18 protein-coding genes and 1 riboswitch are annotated in these 20,680 nt (G+C 29.0%); of the genes, 10 read left to right on the forward strand and 8 right to left on the reverse strand.

Translation table 11 applies throughout. From position 1 onward, the window contains the following. From typA to Q0V08_RS02450, 3 genes are all read right to left on the reverse strand, one after another. A partial coding sequence (typA, locus tag Q0V08_RS02440; RefSeq protein WP_297431782.1) for a translational GTPase TypA occupies window positions 1-1,502 on the reverse strand: 1,502 nt, incomplete at its 3' end. An 18-nt stretch (window positions 1,503-1,520) separates the two neighbouring features. Next, window positions 1,521-2,378: a tRNA pseudouridine(55) synthase TruB gene (gene truB, locus Q0V08_RS02445; protein WP_297431784.1), complete on the reverse strand. Its 858-nt coding sequence runs from the start codon at window positions 2,376-2,378 to the stop codon at window positions 1,521-1,523. 68 nt (window positions 2,379-2,446) lie between these two features. Then, window positions 2,447-4,063, reverse strand: coding sequence for a putative glycoside hydrolase (locus Q0V08_RS02450; RefSeq protein WP_297431786.1), 1,617 nt, complete (start codon window positions 4,061-4,063; stop codon window positions 2,447-2,449). Between the two features lie 135 nt (window positions 4,064-4,198). Here Q0V08_RS02450 and Q0V08_RS02455 point away from each other — a divergent pair, with 135 nt between their 5' ends. The 4 genes from Q0V08_RS02455 to Q0V08_RS02470 are packed head-to-tail and all read left to right on the forward strand — an operon-like array spanning window position 4,199 to window position 8,617. After that, complete coding sequence (locus tag Q0V08_RS02455) at window positions 4,199-6,976, forward strand: M16 family metallopeptidase (RefSeq protein WP_297431788.1); 2,778 nt, start codon at window positions 4,199-4,201, stop codon at window positions 6,974-6,976. 1 nt (window position 6,977) lies between these two features. Beyond that, a complete protein-coding gene (locus tag Q0V08_RS02460; protein WP_297431790.1) occupies window positions 6,978-7,307 on the forward strand; it encodes a DUF1904 domain-containing protein in 330 nt (109 codons plus the stop codon). Between the two features lie 5 nt (window positions 7,308-7,312). Next, on the forward strand, window positions 7,313-7,831 hold the full coding sequence (locus Q0V08_RS02465) for a shikimate kinase (RefSeq protein ID WP_297431792.1): 519 nt from the start codon (window positions 7,313-7,315) through the stop codon (window positions 7,829-7,831). A gap of 12 nt (window positions 7,832-7,843) precedes the next feature. Beyond that, window positions 7,844-8,617: an SDR family NAD(P)-dependent oxidoreductase gene (locus tag Q0V08_RS02470; protein WP_297431794.1), complete on the forward strand. Its 774-nt coding sequence runs from the start codon at window positions 7,844-7,846 to the stop codon at window positions 8,615-8,617. Between the two features lie 41 nt (window positions 8,618-8,658). On the opposite strand, the gene Q0V08_RS02475 is transcribed toward Q0V08_RS02470, so the two are convergent. From Q0V08_RS02475 to Q0V08_RS02490, 4 genes are all read right to left on the reverse strand, one after another. Beyond that, window positions 8,659-9,420, reverse strand: a complete 762-nt coding sequence (locus Q0V08_RS02475; RefSeq protein WP_023051832.1) for a formate/nitrite transporter family protein — start codon at window positions 9,418-9,420, stop codon at window positions 8,659-8,661. Window positions 9,421-9,563: 143 nt separating this feature from the next. Then, window positions 9,564-10,796, reverse strand: a complete 1,233-nt coding sequence (gene brnQ / locus Q0V08_RS02480; RefSeq protein ID WP_297431797.1) for a branched-chain amino acid transport system II carrier protein — start codon at window positions 10,794-10,796, stop codon at window positions 9,564-9,566. A gap of 126 nt (window positions 10,797-10,922) precedes the next feature. Continuing rightward, entirely contained in the window at window positions 10,923-11,777 is an 855-nt protein-coding gene (locus Q0V08_RS02485) for a WYL domain-containing protein (protein ID WP_297431799.1), read from the reverse strand. Window positions 11,778-11,807: 30 nt separating this feature from the next. After that, on the reverse strand, window positions 11,808-13,157 hold the full coding sequence (locus Q0V08_RS02490) for an alanine/glycine:cation symporter family protein (protein WP_297431800.1): 1,350 nt from the start codon (window positions 13,155-13,157) through the stop codon (window positions 11,808-11,810). 306 nt (window positions 13,158-13,463) lie between these two features. Between Q0V08_RS02490 and brnQ (Q0V08_RS02495) the strand changes: the two genes are divergently transcribed. Then, a complete protein-coding gene (gene brnQ / locus Q0V08_RS02495; protein ID WP_297431802.1) occupies window positions 13,464-14,723 on the forward strand; it encodes a branched-chain amino acid transport system II carrier protein in 1,260 nt (419 codons plus the stop codon). Window positions 14,724-14,747: 24 nt separating this feature from the next. Here brnQ (Q0V08_RS02495) and Q0V08_RS02500 read toward each other — a convergent pair whose 3' ends face one another. Further along, complete coding sequence (locus tag Q0V08_RS02500; protein WP_297431804.1) at window positions 14,748-16,034, reverse strand: NCS2 family permease; 1,287 nt, start codon at window positions 16,032-16,034, stop codon at window positions 14,748-14,750. A gap of 90 nt (window positions 16,035-16,124) precedes the next feature. Beyond that, a riboswitch (purine riboswitch) is annotated at window positions 16,125-16,222 on the reverse strand. Between the two features lie 114 nt (window positions 16,223-16,336). On the opposite strand from Q0V08_RS02500, the gene Q0V08_RS02505 reads away from it, so the two are divergent. From Q0V08_RS02505 to Q0V08_RS02525, 5 genes are all read left to right on the forward strand, one after another. Next, window positions 16,337-17,359, forward strand: a complete 1,023-nt coding sequence (locus Q0V08_RS02505) for a low specificity L-threonine aldolase (protein ID WP_297431806.1) — start codon at window positions 16,337-16,339, stop codon at window positions 17,357-17,359. A 148-nt stretch (window positions 17,360-17,507) separates the two neighbouring features. Continuing rightward, window positions 17,508-18,005 carry a PTS glucose transporter subunit IIA gene (locus Q0V08_RS02510; RefSeq protein ID WP_240219642.1) on the forward strand — a complete coding sequence of 166 codons (498 nt, stop codon included), beginning with the start codon at window positions 17,508-17,510 and terminating at the stop codon, window positions 18,003-18,005. 91 nt (window positions 18,006-18,096) lie between these two features. Next, window positions 18,097-18,939, forward strand: coding sequence for a fumarate hydratase (locus tag Q0V08_RS02515; RefSeq protein WP_297431808.1), 843 nt, complete (start codon window positions 18,097-18,099; stop codon window positions 18,937-18,939). Then, window positions 18,933-19,478, forward strand: a complete 546-nt coding sequence (locus Q0V08_RS02520; protein WP_297431838.1) for a Fe-S-containing hydro-lyase — start codon at window positions 18,933-18,935, stop codon at window positions 19,476-19,478. Before Q0V08_RS02515 ends, Q0V08_RS02520 begins: the two co-directional genes overlap by 7 nt. A 24-nt stretch (window positions 19,479-19,502) precedes the next feature. Next, window positions 19,503-20,678 carry a malic enzyme-like NAD(P)-binding protein gene (locus tag Q0V08_RS02525; RefSeq protein ID WP_297431810.1) on the forward strand — a complete coding sequence of 392 codons (1,176 nt, stop codon included), beginning with the start codon at window positions 19,503-19,505 and terminating at the stop codon, window positions 20,676-20,678. Window positions 20,679-20,680: the final 2 nt, after the last annotated feature.

Raw genomic sequence — 20,680 nt, forward strand, 5'->3', positions numbered from 1 at the left:
CCTAAAGCATAAGCTACAGTTGTTCCTTGCTCTAAAGAGATTAAAACTCCTTTAGCTCTTGTTGGAATTGGACCTTTATATAATTCGAAATCATAGAATGAATGGTTTAAGATTCCTGTTCCTTTTGTATCTGTTAAGAATTCATTTCTAAATCCAATTAATCCTCTTGCAGGTACTTTAAACTCTAATCTTGTATATCCATCAGTTCCAGGAGTCATTGTTATCATTTCTCCCTTTCTGATACCCATTTTTTCGATTACAACACCTACGAATGCATCATCAACGTCAACCATTGCTAATTCGATTGGCTCATATTTTTCTCCATCAATGTCTTTTAATAAAACTCTTGGCTTAGAAACTTGAATTTCAAATCCTTCTCTTCTCATATTCTCTAAAAGTATTGAAAGTTGAAGTTCTCCTCTTCCTTTTACTACGAAAGCGTCTGGACTTTCTGTTGCTTCTACTCTCATACTAACGTTTGTTTGAAGCTCTTTTTGAAGTCTATCCCAAATATTTCTAGATGTTACAAATTTACCTTCTTTTCCAGCGAATGGAGAATCATTTACCATGAATGTCATTGCTAAAGTTGGCTCATCTATATCAATTACTGGTAAAGCAATTGGCTCATTGAAATCAGCAATTGTCTCTCCAATGTCAATGTTATCTAAACCTGCAACCGAAATTATATCTCCAGAGAAAGCTTCTTGAATTTCAACTCTTTTTAGACCTTCATATCCATAAAGAACTGAAACCTTTCCTCTAACTTGCTTTCCATCTCTTTTTATTAATATAACATCTTGATTTCTTTTTAATGTACCATTGTAAAGTCTTCCAACAGCTAATTTTCCAACATAGTTATCGTACTCAATGTTTGTTATTAAAAATTGTGTAGGTTTGTTGTTATCTCCCTCTGCATCTTCAACGTGCTCTATTATTGTTTCAAATAAAGGTTGCATATTGTCACTATTATCGTTTAACTCTTTTTTAGCAAAACCAGCTTTTCCTGAAGCATATACAACTGGGAATTCTAGCTGTAATTCATTAGCATTTAGTTCGATGAACAGATCATAAACCATGTATAAAACCTCTTCAGGTCTTGCATTAGGTCTATCTACCTTATTTACTACAACTATTGGTCTATGTCCTTGCTCTAAAGCTTTCTTTAATACATATTTTGTTTGTGGCATTGGCCCCTCAAAAGCATCTACTAGTAAAACAACACAATCAACCATTTTCATAATTCTTTGAACTTCTCCACCGAAGTCCGCGTGTCCTGGAGTATCTATAATATTAATTTTACAATCTCCGTATCTTACTGAAGCATTTTTAGAGAATATTGTTATTCCTCTTTCTTTTTCAATATCGTTAGAGTCCATTACTCTCTCAGCAACTTTTTCAAGTTCGTGAGCTCCGAAAACTCCAGATTGTCTTAATAAACAGTCAACCAATGTTGTTTTTCCATGGTCAACGTGTGCAATAATTGCAATGTTTTTAATCTTCATATTTCTTCCTCTCTATAATTAATAATATTTGTAACCTTTTAATAATCCTTTTGTAACTTCACCTAAGCCTATAAAATTATTCTTAGAATAAACTCTGTATTTTCCTTCATTTATTCTTTTTTTACATCTTTGTCCATTAACAAAAAGTTTTAAATCATTTTCATTTTCAATATCTACTTTAGGAAATTTAAAATAATCCTCTATTGAAACTAAGAAAGAAAAATCATTCTCTGACACCATTTTTTCAATAGCTTCCAATGTAAATGCTCTCCCTAAATCCTCTTCCCCAACTCTAGTTCTTCTTAAACCAGTCATTGTTGCAAAAGTTCCTAATTTCTCACCTAAATCATAAATTAGACTTCTTATATATGTACCTTTTGAAACTGTACAATCTATTTTAGCCTTTACTCCATCAAAAGATATAGTTTCTAGATTTTTTATACTAACATCTCTAGCTTTTCTTTCAATCTCTACACCTTCTCTTGCTAACTCATAAAGCTTCTTTCCATCCACTTTTATAGCAGAATACATTGGTGGTACTTGCTTTATATCCCCTTTAAATGTCTCTAATGTTTTTTCAAAATTTTCATAAGAAATATCAAATTTATCTACTTTATCTAAAACTTTTCCTTCTATATCATAGGTATCTGTTTTAAAACCAAGTTCTAAATCTGCAACATACTCTTTTTCGTACCCTTCTATATCCTGTGCTAATTTTGTAGCTTTTCCTACACAAATAACTAGAATTCCCGTTGCTAAAGGATCTAAAGTTCCTGTATGTCCTATTCTTCTTTCTTTTAAATTTCTTCTTAAAACCCTTATAACATCAAAGGAAGTTATACCGATAGGTTTATCTACAACTATTATTCCTTCCAATCTTTTCTCCTTTAAATTAGTTCAAATGACATTATATCATACACTATACTTTTTTTAAACATTTATTTTTATTTCCCTGTAATCTTATAGTTATTACTTGGACTCCAAAGTAAATACTCTGTTACCCCTAAATCATTCATCGCTTTAATTTGCTCTCTTATCTCTTTCTCATTATAAGGAATATATCCTTTTACCCATTTTGCAGTAAACGCTTGAATCCATGGTCTTATTACTGCTGGTGAATCAACATTCTCATTTCTATTTATAGAATCTTTTAATGAGTGATATATTGTTTTATATGGTTGTGCATCTGGAACAGCAATTCCATAAGCTCCATTTCCATAGTGACTTGGATACATCATAGGCGAAATATAATCAACAACTTGTGTTACTGCTTCCCAATGTTGTCCTAATCCCATATCATCACTAAATGTTCCTACTTGTCCATAAACATCAGCACTTGTATAAACACCTACGGCATTTAATCTTTCTTTTGCATACTTTAAATATTTTTGAATAGTTTCTGGTTTTGATTCATTTTTAGTATTTCTATAATTTAATTTTGCATCTAGTTTACCACCATTTGAAGCTGGAAATCTTACATAATCAAATTGAATCTCGTTAAATCCTGCTTTTGCTGCTTCTTCTGCAACTGATAAATTATAGTCCCAAAGATTTCTATCGTGTGCTGATACCCAAATTATTCCATCACTATTTGTATACGGCTTTCCTGTATCTCTTGAAATAATAACCTTATCCGGATTTGCTTTTGCATATGTTGGATCTTTAAACGAAACAATTCTTGCTATTGTATAAATATTATTTTCTTTCATTTTTTTCATAAATTCTTCTATATTTTTTATTGGATAATTTTTTGAAACTGGTATTCCAAATTTTTTAGGAGCTTCCATTTCAAAAGATAGCACTCCATTATCATCCTTTACATCTATTACAAATGCATTTATTTCTGTTGTATTTGCAAGATTTATAAGTCTTTCCATTTTTTTAGCACTTCCAATTGTGTAAATATTTAAATATACTCCTTTTACATCTACTCTTGGATTATTGCTAAAATTATTAATTGGATAATTTGTTGTAAAATCTAAATTTTTCCATTCTTTTGGTAAAACTTCATTTAAACTATTTGCTAAATCTACTTTACTTATCCAACCGCTTTTACTTTTTAAATCTTTTTTATATTGAATCTTTAACAATGACTTTTTCTTATCATTTACAGTTATTTCTTTTTCATCTATAATCTCAACTCTTGTACCTTTTCTCAAAGTATCTGTTTTTTCTTTTTGCATTTCATCTTTATAAACAAATAACGTTTGATTTTTAATATATTTTGAGTTATTTACTGTATTTTTTTCAATATTCTCTTCTTCTCTTTGCTCATTTACTAATGCTTTTTCTTTTATCTCAGGTATTTTTTGTTCAGTTATATTTTTTGACTCTTCCTCTTTTTTATCCTCTTTTATAATTGAATCTTTTTTTTTTAATTCTGTGTCTTTATTTACCTTATTTAAAGATAAAACATCCACTTTTATTTCATCACTTACCATCTCTACTTTTTTAGGTTCATCATTAAAAACAAATCTTTTAACCCCACAAGAAATTGTAAAAATAAAAATTGTTACTAGTATTAAAAATCTAAAGAATTTCTTTTTGTCCTTTACTCTCACGTTATCCTCCATTTATTATTTATTCATCATATTTTAACAATTTTATCTAAAAAAATCTACTAAATAATCCTTTTAATAAAACTTATAAAATGTTACTATCTAAATATATTTAACTTATATGAGGAGGTTTTATCAATGAAAAAAAGAATATTTCCGTTTACTATAATATTTTTAATTTTACAACTTTTTATTTTTGCTAGTGACCAACCAAATCTACAAGTATCTAAAAATCTAATTTCTGGAACTCTTGATAACGGTTTGCAGTACTACATATTTAAAAATAAAAAACCTGAAAATAGAGCTTCTTTAAATCTTGTTGTAAAAGCTGGTTCTCTTTATGAAGAGGAAGATCAACAAGGATTAGCACATTTTTTAGAACATATGGCTTTCAATGGTACTACAGAATATAAAAAAAATGAACTCGTTACATATCTCCAATCTTTAGGTTTAAGTTTTGGTGGAGATTTAAATGCATATACTAGTTTTTCAGAAACAGTTTATAAACTTCAAGTTCCTACTTCTAAATCAGATTTAGAAACTGGTTTTAACGTTCTTAAAGAATGGGCATCAGAGGTAACTCTCGATCCAAAAGATGTTGAAAGTGAAAAAAATATAATTATTGAAGAGTGGCGATTAAGACAGGGAATATCTCAAAGAGTTGGAGATTTACAAAAGAAAATCTTATATGGTGATTCTTGGTATTCTAAAAGATTTCCTATAGGTTTTCCTGAAACTATAAATAATGCAACTTCTAAAAAACTTAGAGACTACTATGAAAAATGGTATCAACCGGAAAATATGGCTGTTATTGCTGTTGGAGATTTTAATCCTGAAGATATTAAGCATCTTATTACTAATAATTTTGCATCATTAAAAAATAAAACAAATATTATTAATACAAATTATGAAATATCTTTACCCCTTGAGGATTCAGTTACTATTTTTACTGATCCTGAACTTACTACAACTAATTTTAATTTAATGTGGAAAGAACCTATATCTACTATTGATACTACAGCTTCATTTAAGAATAACTTAGAAAAAATCTTACTTAATTCTATTTTAAATACTAGATTTTCTATTTTATCTAAAGATAAAGATTCACCTTTTGTATATTCCTCTATTTATAATTTTCCTCTTAATAAAAATACTGGAATTTATGCAATTTCAGCACTTATAAAGGATGAAAATATAAATAAATCTATAACAGATATAATTGATAATTTAAAAAGTATTTCATTAAATGGAGTTTCATCTCAAGAATTAGAAAATGAAAAAATAAATCTTTTAAACAACCTAAAGACTATTGTTAACAATAAAGAAAGTATTAAAAATGATATCTACATGGATTCTATCGTTGATTATATTTTAAATAATAATATTTTTATGGAACCTGATGCAGAATATGAATTAACTGAAAATATTTTAAAAAGTATAACTATTGATGACTTAAAAAATATTGCTAGTAATCTTACTTCTTTAAATTACGACGTTTTAATAACTTCTAGAGAAAATATGAAAGATAAGCTACCTAAAACAAATGAAATTAAATCTTTAATCGATTTACTTTTAACAAAAAATACAACCTCTATTGAAGAAAAATCTTTTAAAACTGAATTACCAGAGTTAAATTTAGTACCTGGTACTTCTAAAATTATTACAAAAGAAAAAGATTATACAAAACTACTCCTTTCAAATGGAATAGACGTTCTTTATAAAGAAACCAACTTTGACAAAGATAAGATAACTTTTAAATTAACTAAATTACAAGGCAGCTCTAGTTTAGAATATCCTGAATACATTAATTCACTTTTTCTTCCAGAAATTCTTTCTAATTCTGGAGTAGGAGATATTAACTATAGCTCTTTAGAGTTATATTTCAAAGGAAAAAATTTTAGTGTTGAACCATTTATTGATGATTATACACAAGGGTTTACAATATCTACAAATAAAGAGAATCTTTCTGAAGCATTAAAGTTTTTTAGAACACTTATCTCTAATCCAAAATTTGATGAAAATATTATTGAATCAAATTTAAAAACAAATAGAGAGTTAATAAAAAATAGAGACTTTTCTCCTAAAGCTTTATTTAAAAAAACATATCTAGAAACTTTAAATAACAATCATCCAAGAAAAGTCCCTTTAGAAATAGATGATCTCTCTTATGTTAACAAAGAAGCTCTTTTAAATACATTTGAACATTTATTTAATAATTTTAAAAATTATAAGCTAATCGTCACAGGTTCTATTGATAAACAAACTTTAATTAAAAATTTAGATTATTATTTTGCTAATCTTCCTGTAAATACTAATCAGTTAGAATATAAAGACTTAAATGTAGTTTATCCTACTGAATCTGTTAAAAAAACTATTATTAAAGGAATCGATAAAAAAGCTACAGTTATTTTAACTTTTCCTTATCAAAGTAATTTTTCATTAGAAAATAGAGTTTTATATGGAGCTTTTTCTAATTTATTAAATATACTCCTAATCGAAGATGTTAGAGAAAAAATTGGTGGTGTTTATTCTATTTCTTCATATTCTAACCTTGAAAAATTAAATTTTGGTGAAAATTATCTTCAAATTATGTTTAGTACAGATACTAAAAGAGTTGATGAAGTTATATCTAAAGTCAAAAATACTATTGAAAATATTCAAAAAGGAACTTTTCCAGAAAATAAAATTTTAGATATTCAAAAAAACTATAAACTAAATTTTGAGACTGCATTAAATACCAATAGTTTTTGGAATAATTACCTAGAGAAAAAAAATTTAATATCTGACTATGAATTTTATACTCCTATGAGGTATAATAAGACAGTAAACTATAACTCTATTATAAATTTTTCTAATAGAGCACTTAATATAAAAAACTGTGTAGAAGTTATTCTTTTGCCAGAAAAGGAGGAATAAAATGCCACATTTAAAATTTAGAGGTATTGATAAAAAAAGTTTAATTGAAAATAGTAAAGAATTAATTGATGGACTTACTTCAATTGTACAATGTGATAGAACTTGGTTTACTATTGAGCATACTGAAACTGAATATATTTTCGATGGAGCTATCGTTCCAGGTTATACTTTTGTTGATGTTGCTTGGTTTGATAGAGGACAAGAAACTAAAAACCTTGTTGCAGACTTCATCACAAAATTTTGTAAAAAATTAACAAACAACAACGATACTACCATTATCTTCTATCCCCTTGAAGGTTCAAATTATTACGATAATGGGGAACATTTTTAATTTTTATGAAAGCTAATATCGCTCTTATAGGTTTTATGGGAAGCGGGAAAACTACTATCGGTAGAATTCTAGCTAGAAGCCTAGATATGAAATTCATAGATATTGATCGTTGCATATCTATGAGGGAAAAAAGAACTATTCCTGAAATATTTGAAGAGCACGGAGAAAAATATTTTAGAGATTTAGAAAGATCTATTATTGAAGAAGAATCTAAAGATAATAATATAGTTATTTCCACAGGTGGTGGAGCAATCATTGATAATGTTAATATTAAAAACCTAAAATCCACTTCTTTTGTAGTTTATTTAGATTGTGATGTTAATACTATTTACGAAAGAGTAAAAAGAAGTAAAACTAGACCACTTCTTACAAACTCGGAAGACATATTACAAACAATACAAGAACTATATGACAAAAGACGAACGCTGTATAAAATATCTTCTGATTTTTCAATTAAAATAGATTCAAACACAAATATTTATGATAGTGTTGAAAAAATAAAAAATGCTTATATATTAAGCTAAGGGGGTTTTTCTATGAACAATTTATACGGTAAGACTATTTTTATTACTGGAGCAACAAAAGGTATTGGAAGAAGTTGTGCTTTAGCGTATGCAGAAAAAGGTGCAAACCTAATTTTAACTGCTAGAAGTTCCGATTTACTTGATTCTTTAAAAGAAGAATTAATTAGAAAATATGGTATAAGAGTTCATACTTTAGTTATTGATGTGCGTAATAGCAAAGATGTTGAAGATAAGGTGAAGTCTTTACCTGAATCTTTTAAAAAAATTGACATTTTAATCAATAATGCTGGATTAGCTTTAGGTCTAGACAAAGTTTATCTAGCCTCTCCTACAGATATCGACACTGTTATTGATACTAATATTAAAGGAATGCTTTATGTTACAAGCGCCATAGTTCCTTTAATGTTAAAAAATAACTCTGGATATGTTGTTAATATTGGTTCTATCGCTGGAGATGCCGCTTATGCAGGTGGAGCAATTTATTGCGCTTCTAAAGCCGCTGTTAAAACTTTTTCTGATGGATTAAGAATTGATTTAGTTGATTCAAATATTAGAGTTACTAATATTAAACCTGGTTTAGTTGAAACAGAATTTAGTAAGGTTAGATTTAAAGGTGATATTGAAAAAGCTAATAATACATATAAAGGTATTGATGCTTTAACTCCAGATGATGTAGCAAATGTTGTTATTTATACTACTGGTCTTCCAGAAAATATACAATTAACTGAAATTGCAATGACACCTAATCATCAAGCTGATGGAAGAACTGTTCATAGAGAAAAATAAAAAAATTAAGGAGGAGAAATTAAATTTCTCCTCCTTTTTTATTAATCATTCATGTATAATTTTTTGTATATTAATGGTAAAAATAATGCTCCTGATAAAAAGTTTCCAATTGTAACAGCTAAAAAATGAATTGCCATTTCACTTGGTGAATACACTGTAGACATAAGTATTTTTCCTATACTTACATAATACATATTTGCAACCACGTGTTGAAATCCTCCTAATATAAATAACATTATCGGGAACCAAATAGCTAATATTTTTCCTGCTAAATCTTTTGCTGCCAAAGCAAACCAAACACCAATAGCAACTAATACGTTACATAAAAATCCACTTGCTACTGCTTCTGTGAATGTAAGATGAACTTTGTGTTCTGCAACTCCAACTACATATTTAGAAAATTCTGGTGATGAATAATTTCCTGCTAAGTAAGACACATACGCTATAAATATTGATCCTAAAAAATTCCCTATCCATACTGCACATAAATTTCTTGTATATGTTGTCTTTTCTACCTTTCCCTTAGTAAAAGCCAATAATCCTAGACAATCTCCTGTAAATAATGATCCTCCTACTAATACAACAAGCATTAATCCTGTTGGGAAAACAGCAGCTCCTATAAATTTTCCAGCGCCTCCACCTACAGTAAAGTTAGCTATCAAATTTCCCAAAGCTGAAAGAGCTATGTACACTCCTCCCATAAATCCTAGTAAAGTAGTTTTAGTAAATGAGTAATGCCCTTTATTCTCTCCTAAAAGAAGAACTTGCTCTGTTGTTTCTTTGTTTGTTAAATAAACCTTCACTTTTTCCCTCCTGATTTTTTTTCATACAGTTTGAAATTATACACCCTTTATCCTTTTTTTTCAAGATAATATTAAAAAAACTCAATCAAATTTTGATTGAGTTCTATTTTAATATATTAAGTATATACAAACAACCTTTCGAGTTAATTTTTTATAACTTTTCCAATTAAAAAGGCAATTATTGCTGGAATAATCCATCCAAATCCTAAATTTGCTAAAGGAATAAATGACAAATCCACTTTTAAAACTTCTAAAATACTTATAATTAAAGTGATTATTGTTGCAAAAGTAAAGCAATTTCTATTTTCAACTCCAAATATATTTAAAACAATCAATACGATAGTCACTGGATAAAGAATAACTAAAACTGGAACAGCTAAACTTATAATATAATCTAATCCTGCTACAGCTAATACTGCTGAAAATAGACATGTTATTACTGCTACCTTCTTATAAGATACATTAGTCAATTTAGAGAACCAATCACTTACTAACGCCGTTAATCCAACAGAAGTTGTTAAACATGCTGCAGCTACACAAATACCAAATGCAATCTTTCCTGAACTTCCTAATGTTAATTCTGCTAACATTAATGCTGTTTGAGCTGTAGAGAGATTTTGCATACTACTAATTTGAGCTCCTAAATAGATTAAACTAAAATATATTAATCCTAATCCTAATGCTGCTATAAATCCTGCTCCTGTTAAAAATACTTTTTGCTCTTTAGAATCTGTAATACCTTTTCCTTCTAGCCCTTTTACTATTATCACACCAAAAAGAACTGAAGCTAATGCATCCATTGTTTGATAACCATTTATAAATCCATATGAAAATTGACTTCCTTCAATTATACTTGCTACAGGTTCTCCAATTGGATTTAAAATTCCAAATACTGTTATTAAAGCTAAAATTACTAATATAATTGGTGTTAGAAATTTACCTAAAACATCTGTTACTTTAGACTCATTTAAAACTAAGAATAAAGTTACTCCAAAAAATATAATAGAACATACTATTGCAGAAATTTTAGGATCTATTCCACCTATTAATGGTAATACTCCCATTTCAAATGTTGTTGATCCCGTTCTTGGAATTGCGAATAATGGCCCTATTACTAAAATCAATGTTGTTAAATATGCTGTATTAAATTTTTTAGAAATTTTACTTGCAAATTCATCTAAACTTCCACCTTTTGTAAAAGCAAGAATTCCAAGTAGTGGTAGTCCAACTCCTGTTATAAAAAATCCAATTCCAGCTACAAACCAACTTTGTCCAACTGCCACACCTAGAGATGGTGGAAATAACAAGTTCCCCGCTCCAAAAAACATCGAAAATAATGCTAACCCTAAAACTAAAATCTCTTTTCTTTTATTCATTCTTCCTCCCCATATAAAATAAATGTTATTAAAAAGGCAATCTGTTTCTAAAAGATTGCCTTTATTTCGATAATTATTTTTAATTTTTGTAAATAATAACACTTTTTTTTTATTTTTTCAAGTTTTTTAATTTTTTTTGTCATCATAAATTTTATATGCTTGTAAAAAAGAGTTTTTTAATTCATCTCTTAATTTTTGTGGCTCTATTATTGTAACTTCCTTTAAAAAAGAGGCAAAATAAAATTTAGCATTTTCTAAAGTCATTTCAAATTGATAAATATTTTCATCCTTTTTTATAAGTTTAGGTTTATAATTAGTAAAACTTTTTAACATACTCTCTCCTATTGGAGTAAAAATAGCCTTTATTAACAATCTTTCCCCTAAAAATGGATCGAAATTTTTTCTCATATTTTCAATATACTTTTTATCTCTGATTTGAATTTTTTCATTTAAAACACCTAAAATAATAACATCTTTTAATTTTATACTTCTATAAATTTTGTTTTCATCATCATAAGCAAATATAAAATTTTCATCTCCTTGATCTTCTCTTTTTATAAAATATGGAGATATTATTAGATTCTCTTCCATATAGAGTATTCTCATTTTTGATTTATTTTTTATAGCTTCTAAAACTACTTTATAAGTATCTTGAAATATAAATATTTCTCGTTGATACTTAAATTGTGATGAATATATTTCGAAAAGATCTCTAAAAAACTCAGCTTCTATCTCTACACCATTTGCCTTTAAAATATCATAATATATGCCTTTATTAGCTACATTTAAATCAAATTGTATAACTTTTTTTAAAGGCCTTCCCTGAGGTTCTATAAGTTTATCAATATCAAATTTTTTAGTGTATTTAAATTTATCCAAAATAAAATTACACAGTTTATTATTATTTATTCCAAACTCTTCTGAATCTTTTTTCAAAAGCCTCCAAATATCTTCTGAAACTGTAACTCTTACTTTTTTCATAACTTCAGTTCCCCCATAACTTCATATAATTTATGGGTTTATTTTAGCACATCCCTTTAATTTTTGCTCATATTTTTCCAAATATACAATACTTTCATTTATTAATGGAGCTATCGCTACAATGTTAATTACAGTCATCAATCCTAATCCAAAATCAGCTAAAGACCATACGAAATAGTTCTGTTCAACTCCTCCAATATAAACCATCCAAATAATGATTAGCTGATAAGCTATATTTAGTTTAGAGTTCTCACTAATGAATTGTAGTGCATTCCTTCCATAAAAAGTTACTCCTAATATTGTACTAAAAGAGAAGAAAAATAGTATTATTACTGTAAATGGTATTCCTATCCAACCAATATGACTTTTTAAAGCCTCTTGGAACAATACCATACCATTTAATTCACTTAAACCAGAATCATTTGCTAATAAAACTACAAAGGCTGTAGCACTACAAATAACCAATGTATCAACAAAAACACTTAACGATTGAACCATCCCCTGTTTAACAGGTTCATCCACATCTGCTAAGGCTGCTGCATAATTCCCATTACCACTTCCCGCCTCATTAGAAAATAGTCCTCTTCTTACTCCCTGCATAATTGCTCCACCTAGAGCTCCCCCTGCAAATTGATTTATTCCAAAAGCTGCTGAAAATATTTTTCCAAAAACCATTGGAATTTCTGTTACATTAGTTAAAAGAACATATAACACAACTGCTAAATACATAAAAGCCATTACAGGAACAATTTTATTTAATGCTGTAACTATTCTATCTTTTCTTCCTTTTCCAAAAACTGTTATTGCAACCAATAGTGCCAATATTATTGAAACTATTGTTGGATTTACTTTATAAGCTCCAACTACAGATTCGGTTACTGAGTTTGCCATAACTTGAACAACTCCTATATAACATATAATAGAAGCTATTGCATAAACTACTCCTAACCATCTCTTTTTTAATCTATTTTTTATAATCCATGGTGTTCCACCTCTATAGTTACCATTGGAGTCTTTTTCTCTATGGACTACAGATAAAATTGATTCAACAAATGCTGTGGAAGCTCCAAGTAGTGCTACTATCCACATCCAAAATAATGCTCCAGGTCCTCCTACAGATATCGCTGCTACAACTCCAGCTATATTTCCTGCTCCTACCCTACATGCTGTTCCAAGATAAAAAGCTTCTAAAGAACTTATTTTTTCTCCATCAGTTTTTTCCCCTTTCAAAGTCTTTACTATCTCTCCAAATAGTCTAATCTGCATAAATTTAGTTTTATAACTTGCATACAAAGCCATTCCTATAAGCATTACTACAAGTACATTTTTTTCCCATAAAATTGCATTAGTTCCATTTATTATAGATTTCAACATTTCCATAATGACTCCTCCTAATTAATCTTTAATATTTTCTAAAATAATCCTAACATTTATTTCTCCTCCTTAGTAGATAACAATTTTTTTATTTTTTTGTTCGTATTTTTGGAAAATAAACCCATTGTTTTTAAAGGGTTCTTGCATTTTTTAATAAACTTTATTGTTCTATATACCATTTTTTTAGTACATTCATACCTTTTTTTCATTATTTTTTTCTTGATTTTTTTCTGATTTTTTGATACAATTTTTCTAATTATTTAAACACACACATTTTTTTATTACAATAATACTAATTTTTTGGAGGTTACAATGAATAAAAAGAAAGAAATTTTAATTTTAGGTTTTGCTCTATTCTCTATGTTTTTTGGAGCAGGAAATTTACTATTTCCACCTTCTGTTGGAGTTGCAGTAGGAAAAGATTGGTTTGAAGCTGGTCTAGGATTTTTTCTAACTGGAATTGGATTACCATTACTTGGAATTCTCGCATTCACAAAAGTTGGAAGTCTAGACGAGTTCGCAAATAAAGTTTCAAATAAATTTAATACAATCTATTCTACTATATTAATATTAGTTATAGGTCCTCTATTTGCTATACCAAGAACAGGATCAACCACTTTTGAAATGGGAGTTTTACCTTTATTTCCTAATTCAAACCCTACTATTATAGCTGTGTTAACATCTGTTATTTTCTTTGGAATAACTTTATTCTTAGTTTTAAATGAATCAAGTATAACTGATATTCTAGGTAAATTTTTAACACCTATTATCTTATTAATTCTTTCATTAATAACTATTTTAGGAATAACTAGCGATTTAGGAACTCCTGTTGACTCTGTTATAAATGGAAACCCTTTCTCTTATGGATTTGTTAGTGGTTACCAGACAATGGATGCTTTAGCTTCTGTTCTATTTGGGGTTATAATTATTAGAGGACTTGAAGGAAAGGGAGTAACTGATACAAATGAACAAAAATCTTTTTTAAGTAATGCTGGATTTATTGCTGCTATTGGTCTTGGATTTATCTATTTAAGCTTAATCTATTTAGGGGCACAAATTAGTAGTATAAAAGGTCTTACAACTGCTCAAACAACATTAACTTTAGCAGAAATGACTCTTGGAAATATTGGAAAAATAGCTTTTGGAATTTGTGTTGCTGCAGCTTGTTTAACAACTTCTGTAGGATTAGTTGCTTTAGCTAGTGAATGGTTTTCAAAACTATTTAAAATATCTTATAAAAAAATAGCTCTTGGGATTTGTATTTTCTCAACAATACTTTCTGTTGCAGGATTAGACTACATAATTAGTTTATCTGTACCTGTTTTAGTAATACTTTATCCTGTTACTATTGTTCTTATTTTACTAAATATTTTTGGTATTAAAAATCACTTTACCTTTAAATCTGTTGTTGTTGTAACTTTAATAATTAGTATAGCTGAAATGTTAAAAGTAGATTTAAACTTTATACCTCTTGCTAACCATGGATTCCCTTGGGTTATACCAGCTTTAATAGCTTTTGGAATATCTTTTATCTTTAAAACTGAGAGATTAACTTTAAAAAAGAATGCATAAAAAAAAGGAGCTAAGCTCCTTTTTTTATTTAAACATTAATTCTATAACTGAGAAAAATCCTATTGCCCACATTATTGGTTTTACATGTGTAATTTTTCCACCAAATAAACATACTAATATGTAAGAAATAAATCCAAAAGAAATTCCAATTGATATGCTATAAGTTAGTGGCATCATTATAATTATTAAGAAACAAGGTATTGCAACTTCTATATTATGAAAATCTATATCCAATAAATTTTTAAACATATAAACTCCTACAAGTATTAGAGCTGGAGCCGTTGCAAATGCTGGCACAACCCCTATAATTGGAGAAAAGAATAGTGAAATCGCAAATAATACTGCTGTTGTTAGCGCTGTTAATCCTGTTCTTCCACCAACTGCAATTCCTGAAGCTGACTCTACAAATGTTGTAGTTGTTGATGTTCCTAATAAAGAACCTATTACTGTTGCTATTGCATCAGCTTCTAATATTTTACTAACATTTTTTATCTTACCTTTTTCATCTATCATTTCAGCTTCATGAGCACAAGCCATTATAGTTCCTAAAGAATCAAATAAATCAACAAACATAAATGAAAATATTGATCCTAAAAATATTGGCTTAATTGCTCCTAAAACATCAAGCTTTAAAGCAATTGGTGCTGGACTCGGAGGCATTGATATTATTTGTGATGGTAATTGAACTGCACCAAATATAATTCCTAAAACTGTTGTAGCTACAATTCCTATTAAAATTCCACCCTTAACTTTTTTCATCTCTAAGAATCCCATAATTGCAAAACCTACTAATCCTAAAACAACATTTAAATTAAATTTTCCTAAAGCCACTACTGTTGCTGGATTACTTACAATTAGTCCCATTCCTTGCATTCCTATAAAGGCTATAAATAAACCTATTCCTGCTCCTACAGCTAATCTAATTTCAGCTGGTATAGCATCAATTATTTTCTCTCTTAATCCTGAAAATGTTAGAGCTAAGAAGATAACTCCTGATATAAATACTACTCCTAAAGCTTGTTCCCATGTTGCTCCATTTCCCAAAACAAGTGTAAAAGTAAAAAATGCATTTAATCCCATTCCTGGTGCCATAGCTAATGGTGCATTTACCCAAAATGCTGTTATAGCTGTTCCTATTGCCGATGCTAAACATGTTACTGTTATTAATGCACCTTTATCCATTCCTGTCATTGATAATATTGATGGGTTAACAAATATAATATACGCCATTGTTAAAAATGTTGTAACTCCTGCTATTATCTCCTGCTTTACTGTTGTTCCGTGCTCTTTTAATTGAAACAATTTTTCCATGTTTCCCTCCTAGATTTATTTTAATATTTAATAATAATTACCAAATAAAATAAAAAAGACCTGCAAAAACAGGTCAAAAAACTTAATAAAAAATATTAAGTTATGACCCATAGAAAGCTATTTAAGGTAGCTCGTAGAAACTCTCCGCCGTATTCGGAGTATATATGGTTCAAATTAAATATAATCTTTACCTAAATATTAAAGATTTATTCTAATTTTGTCAAGTTTTATTTATTTTTGCTTTTTATAAAGAAAAAAACTATAATGTATTAAAATAAATATACTGGGAGGTAATATAATTTATGAAAAAATCTTTTGCTAGTGATAACTATAGTGGTGTTCATCAGAAAATTTTAGAAAAAATAATTGAAGTTAATAACGGCCATGTATCTGCTTACGGGGCGGATGAAATCACACAAGAAGCTATTAAATGTTTCAAAGATATTTTTGGGGATGTTGAAGTATTTTTTGTTTTTAATGGTACTGGAGCTAATGTATTAGCATTAGAAGGAATGAAAGCTAGAGCATCTGCTGTTATAACTCCTGAAAGTGCTCATATTGTACAAGATGAAACTGGAGCTCCTAGCAAGATAACTGGTATGCAACTTCTTACAGTTCCAAGTACAGATGGAAAACTTGACTTAGAGTCAGCTAAAAAATGGTTAACTTTTAAAAATAACTTTCATAAACCAAAAGCCGAAATTATTTCAATCAGTCAAACTACAGAATATGGAACTGTTTATACATTAGATGAAATTAAAGCTATTTCTAATTTTGCTAAGGAAAATAATATGCTTTTACACATGGATGGAGCAAGAATTTCTAATGCCGCTATAGCTTTAGGATGTTCTTTTAAAGAGATGACTGGAGATTTAGGAGTTGATGTTCTATCTTTTGGTGGTACTAAAAACGGTTTAATGTTTGGTGAAGCTCTGATATTTTTTAATAAAGACTTGGCTAAAGATTTTTCTTGGATAAGAAAACAAAACCTCCAATTATATTCAAAAATGAGATTTATGTCTGCCCAATTTATTCCTTATATAAAAAATAATATTTGGTTTGAATGCGCTAAAAATGCAAATGATATTGCTCAATATTTAAAACTAGAGTTAGAAAAAATTGAAATACTTGTAACAAAAGAAGTTTTAGCTAACGCTGTTTTTGCTATTTTACCTAAAGAAATAATTTCTGAACTTCAAAAGTCTTTTTACTTTTATATATGGAATGAAAATATCCATGAAGTAAGACTTGTTACATCTTTTGACAGTACAAAAGAGGATGTTGATAATTTTATTAAAAAAATAAAAGAATTACTAGGAAAATAAATAAATCTTATGATATAATTTATTTATAGTACATAGATTTTTCTTTTATTCTTTGTATGCTTTTTTTTAAAAATATTATTGATTTAATGAACTAAATGTGAAATAATATTACATATATTTCGCATTTTATTTGAAAGGAGATTTGACTATGGGATTATTTGATTTCTTTAAAAAGAAAAAAGAGGATGAATGGTTTAATATCTATTCACCATTAAACGGAAAAGTTATTCCTTTAAGCGAAATACCAGATGACGCTTTTTCTCAAAAAATGATTGGGGATGGATGTGGAATTGATCCTGCTGAGGGAGCAATCTGCTCACCTGTTGCTGGTGAAATTGATATTTTCGCTACTAACCACGCTGTTAGTTTTGAAGTTCCTAACGGACTTGAGTTAATAGTTCACTTTGGAATTGACACAGTAAAATTAAATGGAGAAGGATTCACTAGAATTGCTGAACCTGGATCAACTGTAGAGGTTAAAGATGAGCTTATTAAATATGATTTAGCTTACATTAAAGAACACGCTAAATCAACAAAGACTCCTGTTATTATTGCAAACATGGACCAAGTTGAAGCACTTGAAGTAGTTGCTTCTGGAGATGTTAAAATAGGAGACCTTTTAATGAGAGTTAAAATCAAAAAGTAGTTTTTTAAGAAGGTGCCTCTTTACTATTTAGGAAAGGATGGTACCTTTCTTTATTAATAAAAAAGCATACACGGAAATTTAAGGAGGAAAAATGAAAGTACTAGATTTAAATTTAGTTACTAATGAAGTTGCTAGACTTTGTATTGAAGCTAACTACTTTATTGGCAGTGACGTTTTAAACAAAATTAAAGAATGCCAAAAAACAGAAACTAGTGAATTGGGGAAAGTTATTTTAAGTCAAATTATTGAGAATGATGAGATTGCTGCAAAGGATAATGTTCCTATGTGTCAAGATACTGGTCTTGTTGTTGTTTTCTTAGAAATTGGAACTGAAGTTAAAATCAATGGAGATATTTACTCTGCTATTAATGCTGGAGTAGCTAAAGGATATAAAGATGGATATTTGAGAAAGTCTGTTATTAGACACCCTCTAGATAGAGTAAATACACAGGATAATACTCCTGCTGTTATCCATACTAAACTTGTACCTGGTTCTGATAAAGTTAAAATCATTGTAGCCCCTAAAGGTGGTGGGTCTGAAAATATGAGTACATTAAAAATGTTCAAACCTGCTGATGGCGTAGAGGGTATTAAAAAATTTGTTATTGATAGTATTAAAAACGCTGGTGGAAATCCTTGTCCTCCTATAGTAGTCGGTGTTGGGATTGGTGGAAACTTCGAAAGATGTGCTGAATTAGCTAAAGAAGCTCTTTTAAGAGAAATTGAAGATGTTAATCCTGATCCGATTGCTGCAGCTTTGGAAGCTGAACTTTTAAAATTAATAAATGATACTAATGTTGGTCCTCAAGGTCTTGGTGGAAAAACTACTGCTCTTGCTGTAAAAGTTGAAACTCAAGCGTGTCACTTTGCATCTTTACCAGTTGCTGTTAATTTAAATTGCCATGCTGCTAGACACAAGGAGGTAACATTATGATAAAATTAACTACTCCATTAAGAGATGAAGATATTAAAAAATTAAAATCTGGTGATGCCGTTTCTATAACTGGTGTTATTTATACTGCTAGAGATGCTGCTCACGCTAGATTAGTTAAACTTTTAGAAGAGGGTAAGGAATTGCCTTTTGATGTAAAAGGACAAATTATTTATTATGCAGGACCTACTCCTGCTAAACCTGGACAGCCTATTGGAAGTTGTGGACCTACTACTAGTTACAGAATGGATTCATACTCTCCTGCTATTTTAGACCAAGGCTTAAAAGGAATGATTGGAAAAGGTGCAAGAGATCAAAAGGTTAAAGATTCTATTGTTAAAAATGGAGCTGTATATTTTGCAGCTGTTGGTGGAGCTGCTGCCTTAATAGCTAAATCTGTAAAAAGCAGTGAAATTATTGCTTATGAGGATTTAGGTGCTGAAGCAATTAGAAGGCTTGAAGTTGTTGACTTTCCAGCAATCGTTATAAATGATTGTGAAGGAAATGATTTATATGAAATAGCTAGAAATAGCTCAAAATAAATTTAATTAAAGGGGTAATATATTATGTCTACAGTTTTTGAAAAATCTTTAAAGCTACATGAGACTCATTCAGGAAAAATTGAAGTTGTGTCAAAAGTTGCTGTTACAAACAAAGAGGAGTTAAGTTTAGCTTATTCTCCTGGAGTTGCTGCTCCTTGTTTAGCAATAAAAGAAAATGTTGAAAATGTATATAAATATACATCTAAAGGAAATATGGTTGCTGTTGTTACTGACGGTTCTGCTGTACTAGGTTTAGGAAACATTGGTCCTGAAGCTGCTCTCCCTGTTATGGAAGGAAAAGCTATTCTTTTTAAGCAATTTGCAGATGTTGATGCTTTTCCTATCTGCTTAGATACACAAGATACTGAAGAGATTATTAAAGCTGTTAAATTAATTGCACCTGGATTTGGTGGTATAAATTTAGAGGATATTTCTGCTCCTAGATGTGTAGAAATTGAAACAAGATTAAAAAATGAACTTGATATCCCTGTTTTCCATGATGATCAGCATGGAACAGCTATTGTTGTTGTAGCTGCTCTTATCAACTCATTTAAATTAGTTAATAAATCTTTTGAATCTGCTAAATTTATTGTTAGTGGAGCAGGTGCTGCTGGTAGTTCAATTATCAAACTTCTTATTAAAATGGGGGCAAAAGACATTGTTGTTAATGATATTGATGGTATTATTAATAGAGATGATAAAGCTAACTACAACTTCTTAAAATCAGAAATAGCTGATATTACAAATCCTGAGAATATTAAAGGTGGTCTTAAGGAAGCGGTTATTGGAAGAGATGTTTTCATTGGAGTTTCTGCTGCTAATATTTTATCAGTTGATATGGTTAAAACTATGAATAAAGATGCTATTGTTTTTGCTATGGCTAATCCTAATCCTGAAATTATGCCTGAAGATGCTATTGCAGGTGGAGCAAAAATTGTAGGTACTGGTAGATCTGACTATCCTAATCAAGTTAATAATGTTTTAGCTTTCCCTGGAATATTTAGAGGAGCTCTTGATGCTAAAGCTAAAAAAATAACTGAAGAGATGAAAATTGCTGCAGCTGTTGGAATTGCTAAATTAATTCAAGATGATGAAATAACACCTGAATATGTTATCCCTAATGCTTTTGATCCAAGAGTAGCAACTGTTGTTGCCGAAGAGGTTAAAAGAATTGCCAAAGAACAAAATATCACAAGATAATA

Source organism: uncultured Cetobacterium sp. (assembly GCF_947038635.1).
GTDB lineage: Bacteria > Fusobacteriota > Fusobacteriia > Fusobacteriales > Fusobacteriaceae > Cetobacterium_A.

Coding starts and splice junctions, on each gene's coding strand:
- Q0V08_RS02455 (WP_297431788.1), top strand. CDS start 4,199: ATGAAAAAAAGAATATTTCCGTTTACTATAATATTTTTAATTTTACAA.
- Q0V08_RS02460 (WP_297431790.1), top strand. CDS start 6,978: ATGCCACATTTAAAATTTAGAGGTATTGATAAAAAAAGTTTAATTGAA.
- Q0V08_RS02465 (WP_297431792.1), top strand. CDS start 7,313: ATGAAAGCTAATATCGCTCTTATAGGTTTTATGGGAAGCGGGAAAACT.
- Q0V08_RS02470 (WP_297431794.1), top strand. CDS start 7,844: ATGAACAATTTATACGGTAAGACTATTTTTATTACTGGAGCAACAAAA.
- brnQ (WP_297431797.1), bottom strand. CDS start 10,796: ATGAATAAAAGAAAAGAGATTTTAGTTTTAGGGTTAGCATTATTTTCG.
- Q0V08_RS02485 (WP_297431799.1), bottom strand. CDS start 11,777: ATGAAAAAAGTAAGAGTTACAGTTTCAGAAGATATTTGGAGGCTTTTG.
- Q0V08_RS02490 (WP_297431800.1), bottom strand. CDS start 13,157: ATGGAAATGTTGAAATCTATAATAAATGGAACTAATGCAATTTTATGG.
- brnQ (WP_297431802.1), top strand. CDS start 13,464: ATGAATAAAAAGAAAGAAATTTTAATTTTAGGTTTTGCTCTATTCTCT.
- Q0V08_RS02500 (WP_297431804.1), bottom strand. CDS start 16,034: ATGGAAAAATTGTTTCAATTAAAAGAGCACGGAACAACAGTAAAGCAG.
- Q0V08_RS02505 (WP_297431806.1), top strand. CDS start 16,337: ATGAAAAAATCTTTTGCTAGTGATAACTATAGTGGTGTTCATCAGAAA.
- Q0V08_RS02510 (WP_240219642.1), top strand. CDS start 17,508: ATGGGATTATTTGATTTCTTTAAAAAGAAAAAAGAGGATGAATGGTTT.
- Q0V08_RS02515 (WP_297431808.1), top strand. CDS start 18,097: ATGAAAGTACTAGATTTAAATTTAGTTACTAATGAAGTTGCTAGACTT.
- Q0V08_RS02525 (WP_297431810.1), top strand. CDS start 19,503: ATGTCTACAGTTTTTGAAAAATCTTTAAAGCTACATGAGACTCATTCA.